18 protein-coding genes are annotated in these 20068 nt (G+C 47.6%); 9 read left to right on the top strand and 9 right to left on the bottom strand.

Annotated elements, in window-relative coordinates:
• Nucleotides 1–10 precede the first annotated feature (10 nt).
• Nucleotides 11–460 (bottom strand): SRPBCC family protein, encoded by a 450-nt coding sequence (locus SPB21_RS14970; RefSeq protein ID WP_006515154.1) that lies wholly within the window; start codon nt 458–460, stop codon nt 11–13.
• A 44-nt stretch (nt 461–504) separates the two neighbouring features.
• Nucleotides 505–1281, bottom strand: a complete 777-nt coding sequence (gene fabI / locus SPB21_RS14975; RefSeq protein WP_499867031.1) for an enoyl-ACP reductase FabI — start codon at nt 1279–1281, stop codon at nt 505–507.
• A 422-nt stretch (nt 1282–1703) separates the two neighbouring features.
• Between fabI and ntcA the strand changes: the two genes are divergently transcribed.
• The 4 genes from ntcA to SPB21_RS14995 all read left to right on the top strand — a co-directional run bounded on the left by ntcA (nt 1704) and on the right by SPB21_RS14995 (nt 5538).
• Nucleotides 1704–2369 carry a global nitrogen regulator NtcA gene (gene ntcA, locus SPB21_RS14980; protein ID WP_006515157.1) on the top strand — a complete coding sequence of 222 codons (666 nt, stop codon included), beginning with the start codon at nt 1704–1706 and terminating at the stop codon, nt 2367–2369.
• 94 nt (nt 2370–2463) lie between these two features.
• Nucleotides 2464–3870, top strand: a complete 1407-nt coding sequence (locus SPB21_RS14985) for a DUF3084 family protein (protein WP_163667928.1) — start codon at nt 2464–2466, stop codon at nt 3868–3870.
• Nucleotides 3871–4508: 638 nt separating this feature from the next.
• Nucleotides 4509–4886 (top strand): PadR family transcriptional regulator, encoded by a 378-nt coding sequence (locus tag SPB21_RS14990; RefSeq protein WP_006515159.1) that lies wholly within the window; start codon nt 4509–4511, stop codon nt 4884–4886.
• A 127-nt stretch (nt 4887–5013) separates the two neighbouring features.
• Entirely contained in the window at nt 5014–5538 is a 525-nt protein-coding gene (locus tag SPB21_RS14995; RefSeq protein WP_499868710.1) for a cofactor assembly of complex C subunit B, read from the top strand.
• 138 nt (nt 5539–5676) lie between these two features.
• Here the strand turns inward: SPB21_RS14995 and SPB21_RS15000 are convergent, their stop codons facing one another.
• On the bottom strand, nt 5677–5982 hold the full coding sequence (locus SPB21_RS15000) for a DUF3155 domain-containing protein (protein ID WP_036018428.1): 306 nt from the start codon (nt 5980–5982) through the stop codon (nt 5677–5679).
• 287 nt (nt 5983–6269) lie between these two features.
• Between SPB21_RS15000 and SPB21_RS15005 the strand changes: the two genes are divergently transcribed.
• A complete protein-coding gene (locus tag SPB21_RS15005) occupies nt 6270–7583 on the top strand; it encodes a GAF domain-containing sensor histidine kinase (RefSeq protein ID WP_499867032.1) in 1314 nt (437 codons plus the stop codon).
• On the opposite strand, the gene SPB21_RS15010 is transcribed toward SPB21_RS15005, so the two are convergent.
• Nucleotides 7564–9048, bottom strand: coding sequence for a hypothetical protein (locus SPB21_RS15010; protein WP_163667921.1), 1485 nt, complete (start codon nt 9046–9048; stop codon nt 7564–7566). The two genes, SPB21_RS15005 and SPB21_RS15010, sit on opposite strands and share 20 nt — an antisense overlap.
• Before the next feature lie 59 nt (nt 9049–9107).
• Entirely contained in the window at nt 9108–9506 is a 399-nt protein-coding gene (locus SPB21_RS15015) for an AbrB family transcriptional regulator (protein WP_006515164.1), read from the bottom strand.
• Between the two features lie 547 nt (nt 9507–10053).
• On the opposite strand from SPB21_RS15015, the gene SPB21_RS15020 reads away from it, so the two are divergent.
• On the top strand, nt 10054–10485 hold the full coding sequence (locus SPB21_RS15020) for an Rrf2 family transcriptional regulator (RefSeq protein ID WP_006515165.1): 432 nt from the start codon (nt 10054–10056) through the stop codon (nt 10483–10485).
• Nucleotides 10486–10645: 160 nt separating this feature from the next.
• Entirely contained in the window at nt 10646–11185 is a 540-nt protein-coding gene (gene pyrR, locus SPB21_RS15025; RefSeq protein ID WP_163667920.1) for a bifunctional pyr operon transcriptional regulator/uracil phosphoribosyltransferase PyrR, read from the top strand.
• A 7-nt stretch (nt 11186–11192) separates the two neighbouring features.
• Here the strand turns inward: pyrR and SPB21_RS15030 are convergent, their stop codons facing one another.
• From SPB21_RS15030 to SPB21_RS15045, 4 genes are all read right to left on the bottom strand, one after another.
• Nucleotides 11193–12485: a family 8 glycosyl hydrolase gene (locus SPB21_RS15030; RefSeq protein ID WP_163667918.1), complete on the bottom strand. Its 1293-nt coding sequence runs from the start codon at nt 12483–12485 to the stop codon at nt 11193–11195.
• A gap of 149 nt (nt 12486–12634) precedes the next feature.
• Entirely contained in the window at nt 12635–12781 is a 147-nt protein-coding gene (locus SPB21_RS15035) for a hypothetical protein (protein ID WP_163667916.1), read from the bottom strand.
• Nucleotides 12782–12842: 61 nt separating this feature from the next.
• Nucleotides 12843–15119 (bottom strand): tetratricopeptide repeat protein, encoded by a 2277-nt coding sequence (locus SPB21_RS15040; protein WP_499867034.1) that lies wholly within the window; start codon nt 15117–15119, stop codon nt 12843–12845.
• A gap of 101 nt (nt 15120–15220) precedes the next feature.
• The gene (locus tag SPB21_RS15045; RefSeq protein WP_499867035.1) at nt 15221–16609 is read right to left on the bottom strand and encodes a carbohydrate porin; all 1389 of its coding nucleotides are present in this window, start codon (nt 16607–16609) and stop codon (nt 15221–15223) included.
• Between the two features lie 505 nt (nt 16610–17114).
• On the opposite strand from SPB21_RS15045, the gene fni reads away from it, so the two are divergent.
• Nucleotides 17115–18176 carry a type 2 isopentenyl-diphosphate Delta-isomerase gene (gene fni, locus SPB21_RS15050; RefSeq protein WP_348918244.1) on the top strand — a complete coding sequence of 354 codons (1062 nt, stop codon included), beginning with the start codon at nt 17115–17117 and terminating at the stop codon, nt 18174–18176.
• A gap of 63 nt (nt 18177–18239) precedes the next feature.
• Nucleotides 18240–20060, top strand: a complete 1821-nt coding sequence (sppA, locus tag SPB21_RS15055) for a signal peptide peptidase SppA (RefSeq protein WP_499867037.1) — start codon at nt 18240–18242, stop codon at nt 20058–20060.
• Nucleotides 20061–20068 lie beyond the last annotated feature (8 nt).

Genomic DNA, 20068 nt, shown 5'->3' on the forward strand with positions numbered 1-20068 from the left:
TAAATGCCCTTCAGCCAGCCTTAGCATCCTGTTCAGCTTTTTGGCGAAATCGCTCCAGGTCAGCCTGTAGCGTAGAGTCGACAATTTGTCGCAACCAGCCATTTTCCATAAAACGGGCCAATACACTTGGCACCGAATAGGAAAGGGTCATCTTAACTGTGCTATTACCAGCATGATGGCCATAAAACCGGATTGCACCACGATTGGGCAACCCATCTACCGATTCCCACTGCAAAATCTGATGGGGAACCACTTTAACTGTACGAGACATCCAAGTAAATTCCCAAACGCCCGAAGCTAGCTTCCAACGAGATAGTTCGGGCTGATCGTCTAAAAGTTCTACCGAATCAATCCACTTCATCCACTGGGGCATCTGCTCTAGATCCGACCAGAGAGCCCACACTAATTCAATGGGGGCCTCCACATCAACGTACACGCTATGTTCAAGCCAATTTGCCATGGGGGATATGGACTAAAACAAAGAACTAATGGCTGCAAAGACCACTACATTCCCATGACTTCATAGCCAGAGTCAACGTAAAGGATTTGCCCAGTCACACCGGAGGCTAAATCACTACATAGGAACGCTGCGGCATTTCCTACTTCCGACTGAGTAACTGTACGACGCAGGGGAGCAACTTCCTCTACATGGTGAATCATATCTAGAATTCCGCCCACCGCTGACGATGCCAGGGTGCGGATCGGACCGGCTGAAATCCCATTTACTCGAATATTGTTAGCCCCGAGTTCTGCCGCTAGGTAACGAACATTCATTTCCAGAGCCGCCTTGGCAATACCCATTACATTGTAGTTAGGCACTACCCGCACACCCCCCAGATACGTCAGGGTAAGGATGCTGCCGCCCTCAATCATTAAAGTTTTTGCCTGCTGAGCAAGCTTCACCAGAGAGTAAGCGCTGATATCCAGAGCAGTTTGAAACCCCTGACGGGAAATATCGCTAAAATCTCCCGCTAAATCATCACGATTGGCGAATGCCAAACAGTGAACCAGAATGTCCAACTTGCCCCAATCGGTCTTCACGGTATCAAACGTAGCCTGGACCTGCTCATCATCCTGGACATTACAGGGCAAAAACAAACTAGGATGCAAAGGCTCGGTTAAATCCCGAACCTTTTTTTCCATGCGCCCCTTGTCATCAGGAAGATAAGTGACACCAATATTCGCACCAGCCTTACTCAACTGCTGAGCAATTCCCCAGGCAATTGAACGATTATTGGCAATACCAGTTACCAAGGCATTTTTTCCAGTCAGGTCTAACATGATAGTTGGGTGGAGCTGTATCGAAATTAGTTAATTAAGGCTATGCCGCCGGAACGGCCCCTAGGAGCATACTGAAAAATGGCTCCCATGAATACCCTTGCCAGCGAGTTAGCCCAATTAACGTTGAGGCTAGTCATTAAGGTGACCGGAAAACAAAGTTTAGTATATTGCTATACAAAAGCCTCGACGAACTTGGGTTTTATTGGTCTAAAGTCAGGAAATCTTACCAATTGGAGGTTTTCTACCGATTGGTTGAGTATTTTTACTGAGGCACTGATTGGTTAGAAACGCTGCTAAATTGTTTTCGGCATCTCCGCTTCTGATCGGTTTAAAACCTGAAGGCTCAGTTTGCCACTACAGCTTTCAGCTACTCTTATTTGCAAATATTTGCTATAGCTTTGAGATCGCATACTCCCACTACCGTGACTACAGAGAAACCTCTTGCCAACCTATTACGGCAGCTATCCACAGGCTCATTCCCCCCTGTAGCCGAAACCTACGAGCGCGGTAAGACAATTTTCTTTCCAGGCGATCCGGCTGAACGAGTTTATTTTTTACTGAAGGGTGCCGTTAAGCTTTCTAGAGTCTATGAAGCTGGCGAAGAAATTACAGTAGCTCTGCTTAGGGAAAATAGTGTTTTTGGCGTTCTTTCACTGCTAACAGGCAATCGGTCAGATCGGTTTTACCATGCCGTCGCCTTTACACCAGTCGAACTAATGTCCATGCCCATTGAGCAAGTGAAACAGGCACTTGAGGAACATCCTGAGCTCTCTATTATGCTGCTCCAAGGGTTATCCTCTCGTATTTTGCAAACTGAGATGATGATTGAAACACTGGCTCATCGGGACATGGGTTCTAGACTTGTCAGCTTTCTTCTCATTCTTTGTCGCGATTTTGGAGTGCCCAGCACCAGCGGCATTACTATAGACCTCAAACTTTCCCATCAGGCCATCGCCGAAGCCATTGGCTCCACACGAGTTACCGTCACACGGCTACTGGGGGATTTGCGTCAAGACACGATGATATCTATTCACAAAAAGAAAATAACTGTCCACGATCCCGTCGCTCTCAGCCAGCAGTTTGCTTAGGGTTATCGTCGGTTTACTCACCACAGTGACAAACAATCAAGTAACCTATACGAGAGCCTGCTCAGGTGCTTCTGCTCCGTTGGATAGACGTTAGATGGACGTTGGTCTAATACTGATTACGACCGTGCTCGTCCTCGGTGGCCTTATTGCCACACTGGGCGACCGAATTGGTATGCGTGTGGGAAAGGCACGTCTATCGTTATTCAATCTTCGCCCCCGACAAACAGCCACCCTTGTCAGTATTTTGACGGGCAGTGTAATTTCGGCTTCAACCTTGAGTCTATTACTGATCACCAGTGAGCAACTACGCAAAGGCCTTTTTGAGTTTGAAGAAACCCAGGCTAATTTATCAGAGGCCCGCAATGCCTTAGAAGAAACTCAAATCGCTAAATCTGAAGTAGAACAAGCCCTCAATCGAGTCACTCGTCAAAAAATTAATGCCGAAGGTGAACTGACCGAAGTGATTACGTTTTTAGATGAGGCCACTGAACGAGAAACCATCATCCGACAACGTCTTGGTCAAACTCAAAATCAGCTTGGCATTGTTTCTGAACAGGCCGATCAGCTCCAGGGAGAAATTAGCCGACTACAGCGGGATCGTCAACTTCTACAACGTCAGCAGGCCGAGGTCAAGCGACAAATTGCCCAGCGAGACCGCTCACTGGCTCAGCGAGACCAAGAGTTGCTACAGCGAGATCGCGCCATTGCCCAGCGAGAAGGAGCCCTGGAGCGATTGAAGACTGAGCAAGCTTTTCTAGAGGACGAGATCCAGCGTTTAGAATCAGAGTTCCTCAAATTACGCGCTGGCAATGTTGCCATTAGTCGGAACCAAACCCTGGCCCTGCTAATCACTCGGCCATCCTCCATTGCAGCCGCCACAGCAGAAATCGAACAACTCTTATCAGAAGCCAACCGATTAGCCTTAAATGCGATCTGGCCCGATGCCCCTAATAAGGCAGTGCAAATTTTGCGCATTAATCCCCAAATCATTCGAGGAATCGCCAGGAATATCACCGACGGTCAGCAATATGTAATTCGCGTTGGCGTCTCGGGAAACTATGTAGTCGGTGAACCCTGCGTTGTACAGCAAGAAGTTCCCCCATGTGTAGAAATCACTCTGCAAGCCAAGCTCAACCGTATCGTTTTTGAACAGGGGGAAATCATAGCCCGTGTCCCTATCGAGGCAGCTTACCCTAGCACACCTTCTTTAGTAGAGGCCCTACGCACCCTGGTTACCAGTGCTCAAATCAGAGCGAGTTTAGAAGGCATCATCATCGTAGATAACCCTCGCGTAGCTGGCGGTTTTAGTGAACCTGTTATCGATTTTCTTAACCAGGTGCAAAACTATGGCGCTCCTCTGGAAATTGAAGCCGTTGCAGGCAAGCAAATTTTCACCACAGGCCCTTTGGCTTTAGAACTCGTTGCTAGCCGTGACGGTCAACGTCTATTCCAAACCCAACTCTCTTCATCACCCTCACCAAGGGACGAACAAGAACCATAACTCAAGGCCCTTGAACTAGAAAAATATCAAATGGCATTTCTGACTATTAGTACAGTTTGCCAAATTTAGGCTGGTGAAAATTTTACGGATCGATTCATCCTCTAAATCAGTAACAGCGAACGGAGAAAGGACTATCAGGCATTTTTTATTATCAAAATCTCAAGCTAGTTTATATTTTGTTTGCGGATAGTAACTATATAAGGCAGCGATCCCACTAAGCATTTTTTAGCGTCTAAAATAAAGCTTAGATTTTTTAATAAAATCTTTTGACGAAATATCTAGGTTGGCGAAATATCTAAGGTTGAGGCTGTAGCTTTTGCTCCTTATTGCCATGACAAGGGTATACACGCAACATAGGTCATAGTCACCATTTAGCTTGAATAGCTCAGTCAGCTTTTGAGAAGCCCTCTCATTTGGTGATCTCCACCAAGTAATGGTGACTATCACCAAATAGTGGTGACCATTACCAAGTTTGGTGACCATCACCAGCCCTTGAGCTTGAACTACTCAAGGGCCTTTGGAACATTAATTTATAAAGCCGTTAGGTTGGACCTAACACTTTTTCAATGCTCCATTAACAAATCATCAATAGCCAAGCTGTCTTAAACCCATCCCTATTGCAGCCGGAGCAATAAACCATGAAATTTGAGGACATTTATCAATTTTTTGAAGATCCGCCGCCTCTCTACCTCAATAAGGAATTAGCTGTTTGTTACGTCCTTTCGGTACTCATACGTCGTGATTCTTACGGTACTGAACTGATTCACGCGATTGAGAATGAGTACCCTGACTATCGTTTGTCAGATACAGTGCTCTATAGTGCTCTGAAATTCCTAGAGAATCAGGGTGCGATTATGGGCTATTGGAAGAAGGTTGAGGGTCGTGGCCGTCCCCGTAGAATGTACCGCCTACGCCCTGACTGGCAGACTAAAGCACGAGAGCTCGCAGAGCTTTGGCAGCGTTATATTTTAGGTCAGCGTAATACTACACCTAGGCGTCGAGCAATGAGCTCTTAAGGTATCGTCTCAAGGATGCGTCTTAGATTCGATAGCTATCTAGCAATCAGTCAACCGCATAAGCAACAGCTACTGGGGTATAGTCAATGTGATTCCAGTAGTTGTTGTTTTTGCAGGGATAGCTGTTGTGGAAAGTGCAGTCAGTCAGTCAACCTTTTTCCTAACTATGCTTTTAGGAGTAGGGTTGTTCTTTTTTATCAAAGCAGCTACTAAGGATCGTACCGAGATCGCTGAATTTTTGACCGATCAGTCTCCAGAGACATTACACCAAAAGCTACTTGACTATTTTGAGGAGCGTGCCTACCACCTAATGCCCGAAGTATCAGCATCTGATGAAGATACTTGGGTTAAGTTAGTTGGCTTAGTGAGACCTAGCATCTTTTTGGCTATTTTTTTGGCATTTTTAGCAGCTGTAGCGTTAATGTGCTTTTCTTTGGTATTGGCGACTCTATTTAGTAACTATGGGCCAGTTTTCTTTGTCTTAGTCTTGTTATCCCCTGTTGTTGCCATTGCCTATTGGAAACAGGCTAAACGTGAAGAACAAGTTGCTTTCCGTATTAGCAGCACAGATAAGGGGAGTGCTCTAGCTGTAAGGGGTCATCGGGATGAAATTATTCAGCTTAAAGCCCATGCTCCCTTTCAACTCTTGTAAAACGTCGGACAACAGCCTGCTTGTGGCATCAAAATACTCGCCAAAAAGGGAGGCACAAATGGTACACCTCCCTGGTAATCTTTTATAGGTTTTGTTTGAACAGGTTAAGTGCTGACCAAAGCACTTAACCTTTACTTTTTAGCCCAGAACTGCTTCTTCCTCTTCACCAATTAAGGCGCGAAGACTAGGAAACAAAAAGTGGTTCTCTTCAACATACTGAGCACCAAACAGCCCCTTCTCTGCCCAAAAGTACCGGTCAGTGGTATGCTCATTACGCTTGACCAGTAGTACAGCAGGTGGTTGAATTCCTTCAGAATGGATGAAGTTACGAGCCGCAGTCACAGGCTTTGCTTCTCCACTCTCTATGCTGTATTGAGGAACGGACTCTAAAATACGACGCCCTTCGAGGCGGCGACGGCTTTTGCGTTTACGTCTCCGTGCCAAGTTAATTGACCTCCCATGCATTTATTGAATAGCGGCTTCGTGTATTGATAGTTACAAAAACACTTAACCCAGCAAAGTATATCGGTTGTGCCTTAGATTTTCAACTTCTTTTAAAAATGTGGCGTACTGGCTGAAAGTGTGCTGGTGACAATCATCTAAAAAATCGGGGACAATATAGACCCCATAATTTTTCTGGTTATCTTGATAAAAATTAAACTTTAGATAATTTTATCCGGATTTGTGAAATACCCAAGGGATCGTTCCATTGATCAACTTAAGGCCAGACCATGCCAGCCAGTGCCGAATTAGTAGATTTATGTCAGGCTCACCTCGAATTATTGCGCCGGACATTCGGCGAGGTATCGTCTGTCATCTATCTCACCTTAGGTATGGATCAAGAATCTGAACCCATACTGGTTCCCATAGCTCAATTACCAGAGTCTGGCGACTTCAAAGATTTGCTTGATCCTAGAACTAAGCGCGATGCTCTACCGCCATCAGACCTAGATAGTGCTTCACCTGGAGAATTAACTGGAATTGAACCATCAGGTCCAGACTTGGGGGGTGAACGCCTGGTTATGCCATTAATGCATCAGGAAATCGTTATGGGCGTCCTAGTTACCATGCGTTCGGACCGCGCCTGGCAAGCGAGTGAACAGCAGTATTTACAAACGGTCTCGACGAGCTTAGCGGCCGGTTGCTTTTTAGATCGGCAAAATCAATGGTTACGTCAACGTCTCAAAACCAAACAGGCGTTACAAGGAGAACAATCTGACGTTTTTCATAACCTGCTACATCAGTTTCGTAATCCTTTAACCGCTATTGGTACGTTTGGGAAGCTAATGCTGCGGCGATTAACCCAAGATGACCCCAACTATAGATTGGCAGACGGTATTGTACGTGAAAGTCAACGACTGAAGGAACTGGTTACTGATTTTGACGCTGCAGTTGACATTGGGGATGCTGATATTGCCCAAGAAGTCACACCTCCCCTGCTGCCACCAGATAACATTGACACTAGTCAAAAGCCACTGCTGCCTGCATTAGGTCGCTCTTTAGAAATTACCCCCCAACGTTTGGAAGATGTGATTCACCCCTTGATCATGGTGACGGTAGCTGCTGCTAGTGAAAGAAATCGACAGTTTTGGCATTCTCCCTTGGATGGTTTCCCGCAAACACTCGTAGGCGTTGATGCCCAAGCATTACAGGAAGTGATTGCGAATTTACTGGACAATGCATTCAAGTATGCACCTCATCAAGCATGGGTTTGGCTTCTGGGAGGATTAACCAAAGAAAATTACGTAGGCATTGTCATTGGCGATAATGGTCCCGGAATTCCAGCAGAGGATCAAGTTCATTTATTTGAACGACATTACCGAGGGATTCAGTCCCAGGGGGCCATTGGTGGTACGGGCCTGGGCTTAGCGATCGCAAAAGATTTGGTTATCCAAATGGGAGGGACCATAGACTTGATCAGCCCCATTTGGACTCAAACAGCAGTACCGCTATGGATACCTGTACCCTTACATCAAAAACTATCACCTGCTGATAAGGGTACAGTTTTTATTGTGTGGCTACCGATTATGGACGCTCCGAAGTAGCCGTTGAACTAGCAGGTCTAGCCCCCGCTGAACGGACTGACGTTATCCGCCGTAGAGCATCAAACCAAAAGTTAGATCCCATAGAAACAGCCAAGCCTGTCACAATCCATCCAAACCAATGGCGCGGTATTGGTAGGGGCCAATCAGCTTCTAGCACCGCTTGAGTCGCCAACAGTTTAGGAGAGCGGCCAATGGGCAGCGAATAGTCCGAAAGTGTGGTTTGTACAGCAGTCCCTAAGGACTGTAGGTCATCGCTTAGGGCTCTAGCATCGTCAGAGGGGGAAACGAGAGTGTCTAGGGATGCCTGGTTAACGGTTTGAATTACGCTATTACGCACCGCCTGATCTACAGTCAAACGATTGACAATGTAAAACGTATCTGCATTAACGGCAGCTGCAATCGCCACACCAATTAAAATGGCAACTATTTTTGAGTTACGGCGATATACCCCTGCGGCCCGATCCATACCTCGGTCGTACCAATGTTCTAATTCCTGCTGGAAAAGTTTAAACTGATCCTCTGCGGCACCGGTGCGACGACTCACTCGCTCAGCCAATATATTGAGACTCTCTTGAAGACGTACAGGTATTCTGCCATCAAGGGTTTGACGGATATAGGCCAGTTCAGAACGGGAGTCGGCTTGCTCACCTGAACTCGTTAATAACGCCAGCAATTCTTTCAAATTTGGCTGTAGCTGATGGACTAATCCTTCGGCCATATCCATGCCGCCGGCAATTTGCGATCGCAAGTATCCTAGCCGCCGAGTAAACGCCTGGGTTGCCCCATAGCTCTCAGGCAAAACTTGAGCTCCCTGATCGGCAAAATGATCTAGCTCGGCCATGACCCGATCGGCAATTTGGGCTAAACCAGTGCGCCCCGTCCGATAGTCTATGAATATTTTCTCTAAGGACGCTTCCAAATTTCGCAGCTCGACATCAAGCAGCGCACCATCACCAACGGCTGCTCGTAGCGTATGCAGCGTATCTCCTAAAGGAAGCATGATGCGCTCCTGCAACAATCGCTTGAGGCGAGCTTCGACTACTGTTTTTTGCACCCCTTCCAACTGCAAGGTTTCCATCAGTGTGGTTGCAAATGCTTCTGACGGAATATACGAAGGGCCGGACGTTTGCCTGCCAAATACATTACGGGTACGGCTCACCAATCGATACACACTACCTATCACATGGAGCATCTGCCGAGCCGAGCGAGCAATGATTCCCTGGGCTTCATAATTCAAGTCACGCACCATGGGACTACTGTAAATCTGGTCGGCTAACCTACGAGCAGCACGATGATCGGCAGATTGTCCCCCTGCCAACAGCTGCTCAATCGAATACTTAAGATGTTCAGCCCGCCATTGCAGCATAGTGCTAACAATTTCCTGCACCTCACTGGCAATCAAACCCAAGGCCATATAAACGAACACCAGCCCTAGGGCAACATCTAAAACTACTGGCAACCCCATAATTTTTCTGAATTAAAGCTAAGAATTGAGCCAACTAACGATGACGCAATTACAAACGATTATTCGTCAGCATCGTCATCACTATCGACATTAAGCTGCTTTAAGCGAATATGCTTACGACCTAAAGAAATCTCAAACTCATCTCCGGGTTTTAGCCCCATTTGCTTGGTATAGGCAGCTCCAATCAACAAATTACCGTTAGATTGCACAGTAATTCGATAGCTTGCACTACGCCCGCCTCGCCCATTACCTGTTTGAATACTATCCAATTGAATACCTTCGGCATCAATCAGCGCATTCATAAATTTCATCATGTTCACACGGACAACATCATTCTTTGTCACCGTGTAATAGCCACAGGCTTTAGCCTTTTCCTCTCTAGAGAGATGTTCTAAGTCCTTTACTTTTTTAAGTAATGTCTTACCAGTTAATGGATTTGAATTTGACGGTTTAGCCATTCACCCACATCTCTAACACGAACACGTTTGGAAGTTTGCTTTTACTGCTTAAAGAAATGATTCTGCTTGCTGTGACTGTTAAACCATGTCTGAGTAAACTTCATATTTTCCCCGAGAAAAACCATCGTTCTGAATGGAGACATGATCAACTAATTATCACCTCATACAGGATTCATTCCATTGGTCCGCAATATCAAAAGCTAATCATAGATATTTGGGAAGGAGTCCACGAGTAATGCTTCAATTAAATTGCTTTAAACTCCCTGAAGCACCCAGCCCATTACTATTTTTAAACATTACCTACTCACTGCGCAGTAGATAACGAGCAGAATCATACATGATTAAAATACGTTTGTGCACGCTGTTTGCATTTATTTCTTGATAATTGTATTAAGAGTTGATTTACCTAGTAATTTGTCCAGGGTCTAATCATTATGGAAACTTCTTATGTTAACTTTTCCCTAATTCTCCCTAATCTATCCTGTTGACCTGAGGCTAGATTCACCTTTTTCTAAACCTCAAAGTCGAGCCAGTATCCGCCTTAACCATGAAACTGACAACCCGCGGACACTATAGTGTTAAAGCAATGCTCGATCTGAGTTTGCAACCCCGTTTAGCGTCCGTTAAACTCATTGCTCAGCGACAAAATCTACCAGCTCCCTACTTAGAAAAACTGCTAATTCAACTGCGTCAAGCGGGCTTAGTTGAATCAGTTCGAGGCTCGCGTGGTGGCTATCGTTTAGCAAAAGCGCCCAGTCATATATATCTAGGCCAAATTTTAGATGCCGTCGGCGAACCAATTACGCCTTTGGAGCTAGCATCTCCTGAAAAAGCTGAGGACTGGGTCACACTTACCCTATGGCGAAAATTGCAGGAAAAACTAAGAGAAACGCTTTATAAAATTTCCCTAGAAGAACTCTATTACGATGCGCGTAGTTGGCAAGCGGCCCAAGGTGAAGATACAAACTTTATGGTTTAAGGCTTGCTAAGTCGAAAGTCTTCGTTATGGTTATTAAACTAAGCGTTAATGTACCTTGAGATCCCTTAATCTATGAATTGCCAATTGTACGCTGGCAACATAGATAGAAGTATCTCTTGATCAGCAACGGCATAAATTGCTTTCACTTCTCGCCTTAATTATGGCCGATCAGGTTGTTGAAATTCTATCCGCAGAGGCGATTCGCCGTACTCTAAACCGTTTGGCTTCTGAAATCATTGAACGCACCCATGCTCTGGATGACTTAGTCTTAGTCGGCATTTACACCCGTGGCATTCCCCTGGCCCATACCATTGCCCAGCAAATGGAACGGCTTGAAGGCATTAAAGTTCCTGTGGGAGAACTCGACATTACATTTTACCGAGACGATCTCGATAAAATCAGCACTCGTACACCTGCAAAAAGTGAGATGCCCTGTGATCTGACAGGGAAGAAAGTTGTGTTAGTGGATGACGTCATTTTTAGCGGGCGCACCATTCGAGCCGCCCTCAATGCCGTACTGGACTATGGCAGACCCAATATGATTCGTCTGGCTGTGCTAATAGATCGGGGCCATCGGCAGGTTCCTATTCATCCGGACTTTATTGGCAAATCTCTACCCACTGCCCGCGAAGAGTTGGTCAATGTACAGCTTATGCCTGTAGATCCCAAGGACACGGTTGAGTTATTGAAACCGACCTAACAAACGCCTAGCGAACTGATCTGAACCAGGATTCTGGTACCCATTCCGGAGGATAGAGCCCCAACCAAGCAAGGTTTTGCGTGTAGTAGGCAGAATCTCCATCCCAAAAATCATTGGGGTCTGCCAGTGCCAACTTATTTTCTCGAATCGCCTCGGCTGCCTTGGGATCTAAATGACGAGCAGCCTGATAAACCATGGCGTATTGAGATGTGGCCCCATAATCAACCATCGCTTCACCCGCCAGATCGATCTGGGCTGGTAGCTTTTGAGATTGTTGCCAAAGTTCCAGTAAGGGTGTGAGATGCTCGCTCAGGTAGTGGCCCGCTGGAGGAGCCTCAAACCAAGTCAAATCAAGGGCTACTCGCCACCACACTCGATAGGCATCAAAGCCATAAATACTTCTAAGCGGGGCTGAGGCTGGTAATTTTCGATAGTGAGGGGCTTCACTGTGCAGCAAAAACCAATCGCTAGGCAGTCCTAGTTCTGAGATTTTTGCACTCTCTTCCAGCATTCTGTAACTGGTATGGACAAGTTCCATCCAATCGCGCCGTCGATCGACTTGGGCAAAAAGCCGGAAAGCATAGGGTGCTGCATAGGATGGGTTTAGGTACCAGGTTTCAGGGGAGGGATGAAAGGCCTCCATGGGGCCAGGCAAAAGATAATGTCCAGACAGATCATCTTTTAAGGCGATATCAGCTGTCGAAAAGTCCCAAATATCCTTGAGTTTGATCTTTGCTAGGGTCAAATAGGCTGGCTTTTTCCAACGACGGGCAGCCATAATCAGGGCTGTCGCTGCATCGATATCGGCATCAGTGGCAAAGTTTTCGTCAAGGATGCCCCATGTCTGAGCTTCACCCGGTGCGGCATCAGGCCCCCACTTCCAGGCCCAAAGATGGTCGAGCAGTTCACCGTCTTCATCCAGACGCGCTAGATTTTCTTCGCCCCATTGCAGTACTCGATCAAAGGTCTCAGGATCATCGATCAGCAATGCACGCAACATCGCATAGGCTTGACCTTCAGACGTGGTGCGCTGATCGTCGTTTTCCCAATCAATCACCCGACCATCAGCCTGAATAAAACGATCGCGATAACGCTGCCATGTGGTTTCAAAAAAAGACTGTTGAGCTGCACCATCCGACGTAGCTATTGTGATAGAAGCCGGTAGCTGTGTTGGTAGGTTATAAATAGCCTGCGATCGCACAGATACCAAGCAACCAGTAATCCATACATTAAGCACAAGACCCAAAAGGACTAGACAGCCCCAACGCTGTATCCATTTAAAAACCGCTCTCGACAACATGTTTGTCCCATCCTTTTTATATGGTCTAGCGTTGTAGTCATGTCCTAACAAATTAAAACCGCGACATATCCCATTAGTTGCCACTTCAATTAGCTGCCACGTATATCAGTACTCAGTTTTGACTACGGTGTGATGCACAATGTGATCACTTACGGTGTGATCGCTTGCTGATCCGGTGTAGGATGTCCATCCTGCACCATAGAAAATCGACTGGAAACTGATATAAACCGATATACAGCCAGTGTGCCAAGCTGTCGGCAAACGTCCTTATCCTGCCACACCACTCTGAAACTCATCAAAATTGAGCGATTGGATTCACGTCTTACCCAAAAATTACGGCTCTAAATGTAGAAACGGTTAATAACGCTCCCAAACAGGTTGAAAACCGCGATGAAGTAGTAATCCCTCTTTAATTAAAATTTCCTGGCGCTCCAGACCAAAATTGTTAGGGACTCGACTTTGCAGCGCATTGATTTCTTCCAATGCTCGTAAAGGACGATCTTGAGCCACCGTTAAGCTAATGGAGGTCTGGCGTAAATTAATATCGTCCGGGGCCAGTTCAATGGCCTGGTCATATAGACGGCGCGCCTCTTGATAGCGCAATTGCCGGAAACGAACCCCAGCCAAACCGACCATTGCATCAAACTGCTCAGGGTTTCGCTCTAGCAAAGTGTTATACGCATTAGCCGCCGTCGATAAATCATCGGTGTCTTGGGCAATCTGTCCCTGTAGCAGATAAACTTCAGGAGCATCTGGGTTATCAGCCACGAGCTGCGCCGCAGCCTCATTAGCCGCATCGGGGTCGGTCATCGCCAGCACCTGGATCTGACGCTGACGCACCGCAATGGAATTAGAGTTAGCTATCAGCAGCGCTTCATACAGCTCGCTGCGGGCTGGATCCGCGGGTAGTGCACCCACCAGACTATATAGTTCAGGCGGGTTTTCATTGGTAGAGTGATTGGCAAGCCACTGCTCTAGAACTGATTCCGCCGTTTCGACTGAAATAAATTTACCCTGATAGGCCAGGCTGGTTTGACCCAGGATTTTGGCATCGTTACCGGGATTGAGGGCAATGATTTCTTCATAAAGAGCCAAGGCCTCAACGTACTGACCTTGACCTTGATAGATACCCGCCAGACCTTGCAGAGCACCGGTCACTACCTCATTGCTACTGGTAGGGTCATTAATCAGCTGCTGATATAGTGCAATACTCGTGTCGATATCATCTTGACGACGAGCTTGTTCCGCCTGGAATAGAAAAACAGCCGGATCATCTCCGGCATAAAGACGCAGCTGCTCCTGGGCCAGGTCCAACTGATTTTTCTGAAGATAAATTTGGCCGAGACGATAGTGGAGAAATGGCTCAGCAGAAGTCACTGCAAGCACATCCTGATAAAACGTGATTAGCTCTGCATCGGGGGGATCAAGTCTGGCCAGGCTGGTGGCAATGTACTGAAGCTGGGTGGGATTTTGCGGTAAGTTGATCGACAACAGACGCTGTCGCAGCTCGTAGGCCGAAATTTGAGCCAGCTGTCGCTCCCAAATGCTGGTCTGTACATAGAGGCTGACGTCATCGGGGTATTGAGCCGACAGCTGGCGATAGGTCGCTAATGTGGTGGGCTGGCTACTGGGATAAGCGCCCAGGGCAGCCGCCACTTCACGAGCGGCCCCCACCGTCAGGCTGGAGCTGGTTAAGACCCCTTGATAGGCTGAGATCGCACGACGTTGCACGACAGGGGCATCTGTGTAGAACGTCATCCCTCTGAGGGCACGAGCCACCACTAGCGGCTGGCCTTGAATGGTATCTAGTAATGCTAACCCACGCTCATATTCACGATTTGCAGCATAGGAAGTGGCAAGCTCTGCCTTAATTTGAGCCTGTTGAATGGAATCGCCATTGGCATCGAGAAACGGCGTAAGCACCTCGATTGCTGCCCTGGGATTATCTTGCTGGCGGAGGGCAAAACTGTAAGCCTGGGCTTCAAACACCGTTAGAGTTTGACCAGCATTGATATAACCTTCAAACAATTCAACGGCCTGGGCAGAGCGTCCACCATAGGCAAAGGCCTGGGCAGCGCCCACCTGAGTGGCCAATGGGGGGGACTGCTCCAGGGCAATTTCGTAGTCAGCAACGGCTTCAGCCAGGCGGCCATCATAAAAAAGGAGGAGGGCGCGTTGCGATCGCACCTCTCCATTCTGTCCATACCCCGGCTGCTCCAACAGCGTAGTCAGCGCATCAATGCCAACCGTCCGCCATTCAGGGCGATAGCTCCCCAAAAAGCCCAACGTTTCCAGCGCTTCAATATTAGTTGGATCAAGCCCTGTCAAACGACGAAATTCTTCAAATGCATTGGCATCCTGACCTAACTTGAGATAGGACCGAGCCACCCCTAACTGAGCTGGAACAGAGTCTGGATACTGCTGTACCGCCTGTAGAAACTTTTCAAGGGCCTGATCAGTCCAGCCTTTCTCAAATAGGTCATACCCTTCTTGCACTAAGGCAGGTTCATTATTTAAGTCCGGCAATTGGGCATTGGGCAATTGGGCCAACACCGGCTGAGCCAACATCAGTGGCGTAGCAGCCAGTAAATTAAAACCGAGGCATAGACCTAAAGTGCAACGATACCAGTTCATAACAATAAGGGTTCCTATATTTCTCCGGGAATGGCGTTCTGCCTACACATCAATCAAAAAGGAGGGCAAAAAAGAAGGGTGGGCGGCCCACCCGATCAGAATCAATCCAAAAGCTCCAATAAATCCCAATCGGCACGAACACGGACACCAAACACCGCATCAGAGAATTCATCCCGCAGCTGCAAACTAACAGCGGCTCTAGCATTGGGGGCGAGTCGGATGTCATAAAACGTTTCTAAAACATCAGGACGATCTCCCTGACGTCGATCGTCATCGCTAAGGTCACGACCATAGCCAATGCCAAAACGGTCATCTTCCATGAACAGGTCTAGGAAATTAACACCAAAACTGTAGGTATTGCCTGAAATATCTAAATCAGTATTTCTGTGATGACCATAGCGACCAAACAATCCGGCATTGAGCTGAGGAATAAACCACTCGGCATTGATGCCGTAGGACTCTTCACGATCCCCCTCCTGGGGGCCAAAAATGCCATTGCGGTTGAGCTGAAAACTCTCAGGGATACCATCACGATCACCGTTATCAGTGGCTGTCACGTAGGTACCACGCACAATAAAATTACCGACATTAATACCCAATTCACCAGCAAAGGCATCAAAGTTCAAGTCATCAAATCCACCGGACGAAAATGTTGCCGCCTTGAGAATAATTTCATCAATGGGCCGCCAATGAATCAGTGCTGCTGGTTGGGACTCAAGCTGTGTTGCCGCGAGGGCAGGATTCGTCTGAAAAACAGGATTAATGAAATGGGTCAGACTATCTTTAGCAAAGCTATTACGATCAAAAAAGGACGTCAGCTCAATGAGCCCAGCAGCTCCTCGCAGACTGGGCAAATTTGTTGGAGACGCAACGACATAAAGTTCGCTGACGTTAAAACCCGTGGAATCCGTGTCTGAGAATGCATCGCCAGTGGATAAGTCAACGGCACCTACAAACGCAACGTTAGATTCCAAGAAGTAGTGACCATAGACACGCGCTCGGGCAGAAAAATCACCATCTTCTACAATCGCAGCGGTTTGAAGTGTGAGAGACGGTGGTGTGAGGGGCCCTTCGACGTCGACCTCTTCTCCAGTGACTGCATCATCGATTTCTGACTCCGTATTCGAGAGAGGAGCAAGCACGCCATCTTCAGATGCTTCAACAGAGGTTTCATCAAAGAAAAATGGGTCTGCGGGTTCCGCTAGATCACTGGCATTTTCCTGGGCCAAAAGAATCTGCTCAGCTTCAGCCCCATTGGTAGCCTCAGCCGTTTCGTCTTCTTCCTCCTCAGACGCTTCCTCCTCCTTAGATGCTTCGTCTGGAGTAGATTCCGGTAGTGACGTCACCAGGGTAACCTCTTCTGTCTCCGCTGTCTCCGGCAGTGCTTCTACAGGTAAGGCCATCACTGGAGCTGCAATTACCGCCATGGCTATCCATACCATCCAAGACACCAGCGGCAGGGCTTGAAAATTCCTAGCGATATCCCTCATAGTCCTTTCCAATAAGTGTTCCTATTTAAGAATTTTGGGCGTTGCTAACCCTTGGAATCAGTAAATCTGTAATGCCATGGGCAAAACAGACAAAACCATCCCACAAAACCAACAACAGCTTTTTAGATAGTTTTTTTAACCCTGATATCGGTGACAGATTAAACATCTAGGGCCACATCGGTATTCACCCCATAGTTATCCCATCGGGTCAAATCATCTTTAATACCCTGGAATATCAAGATGCTTAATTCGCCATCTTGTTCCAAAACTAGTGTGAACTCTCTGTTTGGGCTTGTAGTTCTTAGTTAAAGACAAATCGCCTTTATCAGTTCTTTACAAAGTCTTTGAATGCGTCCCCAGGAAAACTCCGGTTTTGCCATGAGTTCGCCCAATGTATCTTACGTATCTTGGTCAGACGCGTGAATAAACGTTGACTAACAATAATTGGTTCAACCTAGGGCTTACTTTAGATAAAGCAAGATCAGCAAAAATATAGAAACATACCGTGGGCCAAACCGTTAGCTTGGACAACACCAATCCTGCAATTATTCAGGATCGCAAAGCGGATCATCTGCGCATTTGCCTCGAAGATGATGTGCAATGTCATCAGATCACCACTGGTCTAGAAAACTATCGCTTTATCCACTGTGGTCTACCTGAGTTGAATTATGACCAGGTGGATATTAGCACCACATTCCTGGGTAAACAGCTGGCCACACCGTTACTCATTTCCTCCATGACCGGTGGCACAGAACAGGCTCGGGTCATTAATCAACGCCTGGCTGTCGCCGCCCAGAAATTTGGCTTAGCCATGGGGGTAGGTTCTCAGCGCGTGGCCGTGGAAAAACCAGAATTAGCGCCCACGTTTAATATCCGTCGATATGCGCCGAGTGCTCTACTTCTGGCTAATCTGGGGGCGGTGCAGTTGAACTATAGCTATGGGCTAGAACACTGTCAGCGGGTGGTGGATTGGTTAGAAGCCGACGCCCTGATTTTGCATCTAAATCCACTTCAAGAATGTGTGCAGACCCGGGGTGACACTGACTTTAGCGGTCTGCTGGTTAAAATTGAGACTCTCTGCGCAAAGCTGCCGGTGCCGGTCATTGCTAAAGAAGTGGGCAACGGTATTTCTGGCGGTTTGGCGAAAAAGCTTATTGATATAGGTATCTCGGCCATTGATACCGCTGGGGCTGGTGGCACATCCTGGGCCAGGGTAGAAAGTGAGCGGGCTCAGGATATTAAACAACGTCGCCTGGGGCAAACCTTTGCGGACTGGGGTATACCCACGGCTGATTGCATTGTGAGTGTGCGTGCGATCGCACCCAAAATTCCCCTAATTGCCTCTGGCGGACTACGCAACGGTCTAGATGTGGCTAAAACCTTAGCCCTGGGTGCTGACATTGCCGGCATGGCCTTACCATTCCTCAAAGCAGCTGACAATTCCGAAGAAGCCCTGGACACCCTGGCCGATATCCTGATAGCCGAACTTAAGACTGCACTGTTTTGTACGGGTCAAGGGAATCTTAAAGACCTGAAACACAGTCAAGTTCTACAGCGCATACCATAGAGTAATCTGCGTTGAGTCAGATTTTCCAAACCCAGATTTTCCAAACGTTGCCCACATCCCACCATGCGAGACTTTTTTAAATATATGGCAGCTAGTGCCATTGGCACTTTAGTTGGTCTATTCAGTTTAATTGCCCTACTGGGTGTGGGCGCAATCGGGCTGGCAGGCTTGTTTATCACCTCCGCGTCCAGTGACACAGAACCTGAGGTTGAAAAAAATTCGATCTTAGTTTTTGACCTGGCCACCGACATTGTGGATGCGGTGCCCTATTCAGGAGCCAGTGTCGTACTCGAAGAAACGCTTTACGGTAACCCCTATCGGTCCATGTCTCTGCATAGCGCCCTAGAAGCCATTGAGGCTGCTGCCACCGACAACAATATCACTGGCATTTACCTCACTGGCAATACCAATGCTGGGCTGGGCACATTAAAAGAGATCCGGGCCGCCCTGGAAAAATTTAAAGCCGACTCCGGTAAACCGGTTTTGGCAAACAACTCTGTCTGGAGCGAGCGGGACTACTATCTTGCTTCGGTAGCCGATTCTCTATATCTAAACCCGGCAGGTATTCTTGAACTCAATGGTTTTCGAGCCGAGATTCAGTTTCTAGCGGGCGCGCTCAGCAAATATGGTGTGGGCGTGCAAGTGTTGCGAGCTGGCCGTTACAAATCTGCCATCGAGCCATTTACCCGTACCACCAGTAGCCCAGAAGAGAAGCAACAGACCCAAGCACTGCTAACTGACCTATGGCAAGAGTTTTTAACCACCGCCAGTGAAGCTAGAGAAACCACACCGGAATCCATTCAGGCAATTGCTGAGAACCAAGGCTTACTGCCAGCCGCCGAAGCCCAGACAGCTGGACTGATTGATAATGTCGCTTTTTATGACGATGTGCTGAGTGAGCTGAGGGCATTAACTAAGCAAACCGATGAAAAATGGGTTGAGGATGAAGATGATTTCACTCAGATTAGCCTTCATCGCTACAGCCAGACCCTAAGCCCTGATATTGGCAAGGATACCATTGCTATTGTGTATGCCAGTGGGGAAATTATCGATGGAGAGGGAACCACACCTGGCACCATTACCTCCGGCGGTCTCTCGGATACGCTGCGCCAAGTACGTCATGACAATGATATTGAAGCGGTGGTGCTCCGGGTCAATAGCCCAGGGGGCAGTGCGATCGCATCTGAAATCATTGCCCGTGAAGTGGAACTCTTAGCAGCGGAAAAACCTGTGATTGTCTCCATGGGTAACTACGCTGCTTCAGGGGGCTATATGATTGCGGCCCCTGGCGATCAGATTTTTGCCACCCCCAGCACGGTAACCGGCTCCATTGGAGTATATGGCCTGCGGCTCAATTTCAAAGAAATTGCCAACCGCAATGGCGTTACCTGGGATGTAATTAAAACTGCAAAGCTGGCCGATATTAACACCATTAGCCGTCCCCAAAGTGAGGATGAACTGAAGCTGCAACAGGGGTTTGTTAACACCTTATACGACCGTTTTGTGAGTCTGGTGGCAGATGGGCGAGAACTCCCCAAAGAAAAAATCAACCAGGTGGCGCAAGGACGTGTGTGGTCAGGCACCGATGCCCAGAGTGCCAACCTGGTGGACCAAATGGGCGGACTAAATGATGCGATCGCGGCTGCCGCCGAAGCTGCCGAATTGGATGATTGGCACGTGGAAGAACTGCCCAAACCTCCCAGCTTTGAAGAACAACTTTTTGAAAGTCTCTTTGGTGTAGGCGTTGTTACCAGGTTACCCTGGGCTCAGGATCCGATCTCTCAAGAAGCGATGAAACTCAGAGAAGATCTAACATTGTTAAAAACTCTCAACGATCCCCAGGGAATCTACATGAGACTCCCGTTTACCACCGAGATTGAGTAGATTTTAAA

Source organism: Leptothoe sp. ISB3NOV94-8A, assembly GCF_043421595.1.
Taxonomy (GTDB): domain Bacteria; phylum Cyanobacteriota; class Cyanobacteriia; order Phormidesmidales; family Phormidesmidaceae; genus Leptothoe; species Leptothoe turfae.

What these genes read in the sequence shown, in the direction of transcription:
- SPB21_RS14990 (WP_006515159.1), top strand. Translation starts at nt 4,509, where the DNA reads ATGAAATTTGAGGACATTTATCAATTTTTTGAAGATCCGCCGCCTCTC.
- sppA (WP_499867037.1), top strand. Translation starts at nt 18,240, where the DNA reads ATGCGAGACTTTTTTAAATATATGGCAGCTAGTGCCATTGGCACTTTA.
- SPB21_RS15045 (WP_499867035.1), bottom strand. Translation starts at nt 16,609, where the DNA reads ATGAGGGATATCGCTAGGAATTTTCAAGCCCTGCCGCTGGTGTCTTGG.
- SPB21_RS15020 (WP_006515165.1), top strand. Translation starts at nt 10,054, where the DNA reads ATGAAACTGACAACCCGCGGACACTATAGTGTTAAAGCAATGCTCGAT.
- fabI (WP_499867031.1), bottom strand. Translation starts at nt 1,281, where the DNA reads ATGTTAGACCTGACTGGAAAAAATGCCTTGGTAACTGGTATTGCCAAT.
- SPB21_RS14985 (WP_163667928.1), top strand. Translation starts at nt 2,464, where the DNA reads ATGGACGTTGGTCTAATACTGATTACGACCGTGCTCGTCCTCGGTGGC.
- SPB21_RS15035 (WP_163667916.1), bottom strand. Translation starts at nt 12,781, where the DNA reads ATGAGTTTCAGAGTGGTGTGGCAGGATAAGGACGTTTGCCGACAGCTT.
- SPB21_RS15015 (WP_006515164.1), bottom strand. Translation starts at nt 9,506, where the DNA reads ATGGCTAAACCGTCAAATTCAAATCCATTAACTGGTAAGACATTACTT.
- SPB21_RS15040 (WP_499867034.1), bottom strand. Translation starts at nt 15,119, where the DNA reads ATGAACTGGTATCGTTGCACTTTAGGTCTATGCCTCGGTTTTAATTTA.
- SPB21_RS15010 (WP_163667921.1), bottom strand. Translation starts at nt 9,048, where the DNA reads ATGGGGTTGCCAGTAGTTTTAGATGTTGCCCTAGGGCTGGTGTTCGTT.
- SPB21_RS15005 (WP_499867032.1), top strand. Translation starts at nt 6,270, where the DNA reads ATGCCAGCCAGTGCCGAATTAGTAGATTTATGTCAGGCTCACCTCGAA.
- SPB21_RS14970 (WP_006515154.1), bottom strand. Translation starts at nt 460, where the DNA reads ATGGCAAATTGGCTTGAACATAGCGTGTACGTTGATGTGGAGGCCCCC.
- pyrR (WP_163667920.1), top strand. Translation starts at nt 10,646, where the DNA reads ATGGCCGATCAGGTTGTTGAAATTCTATCCGCAGAGGCGATTCGCCGT.
- SPB21_RS15030 (WP_163667918.1), bottom strand. Translation starts at nt 12,485, where the DNA reads ATGTTGTCGAGAGCGGTTTTTAAATGGATACAGCGTTGGGGCTGTCTA.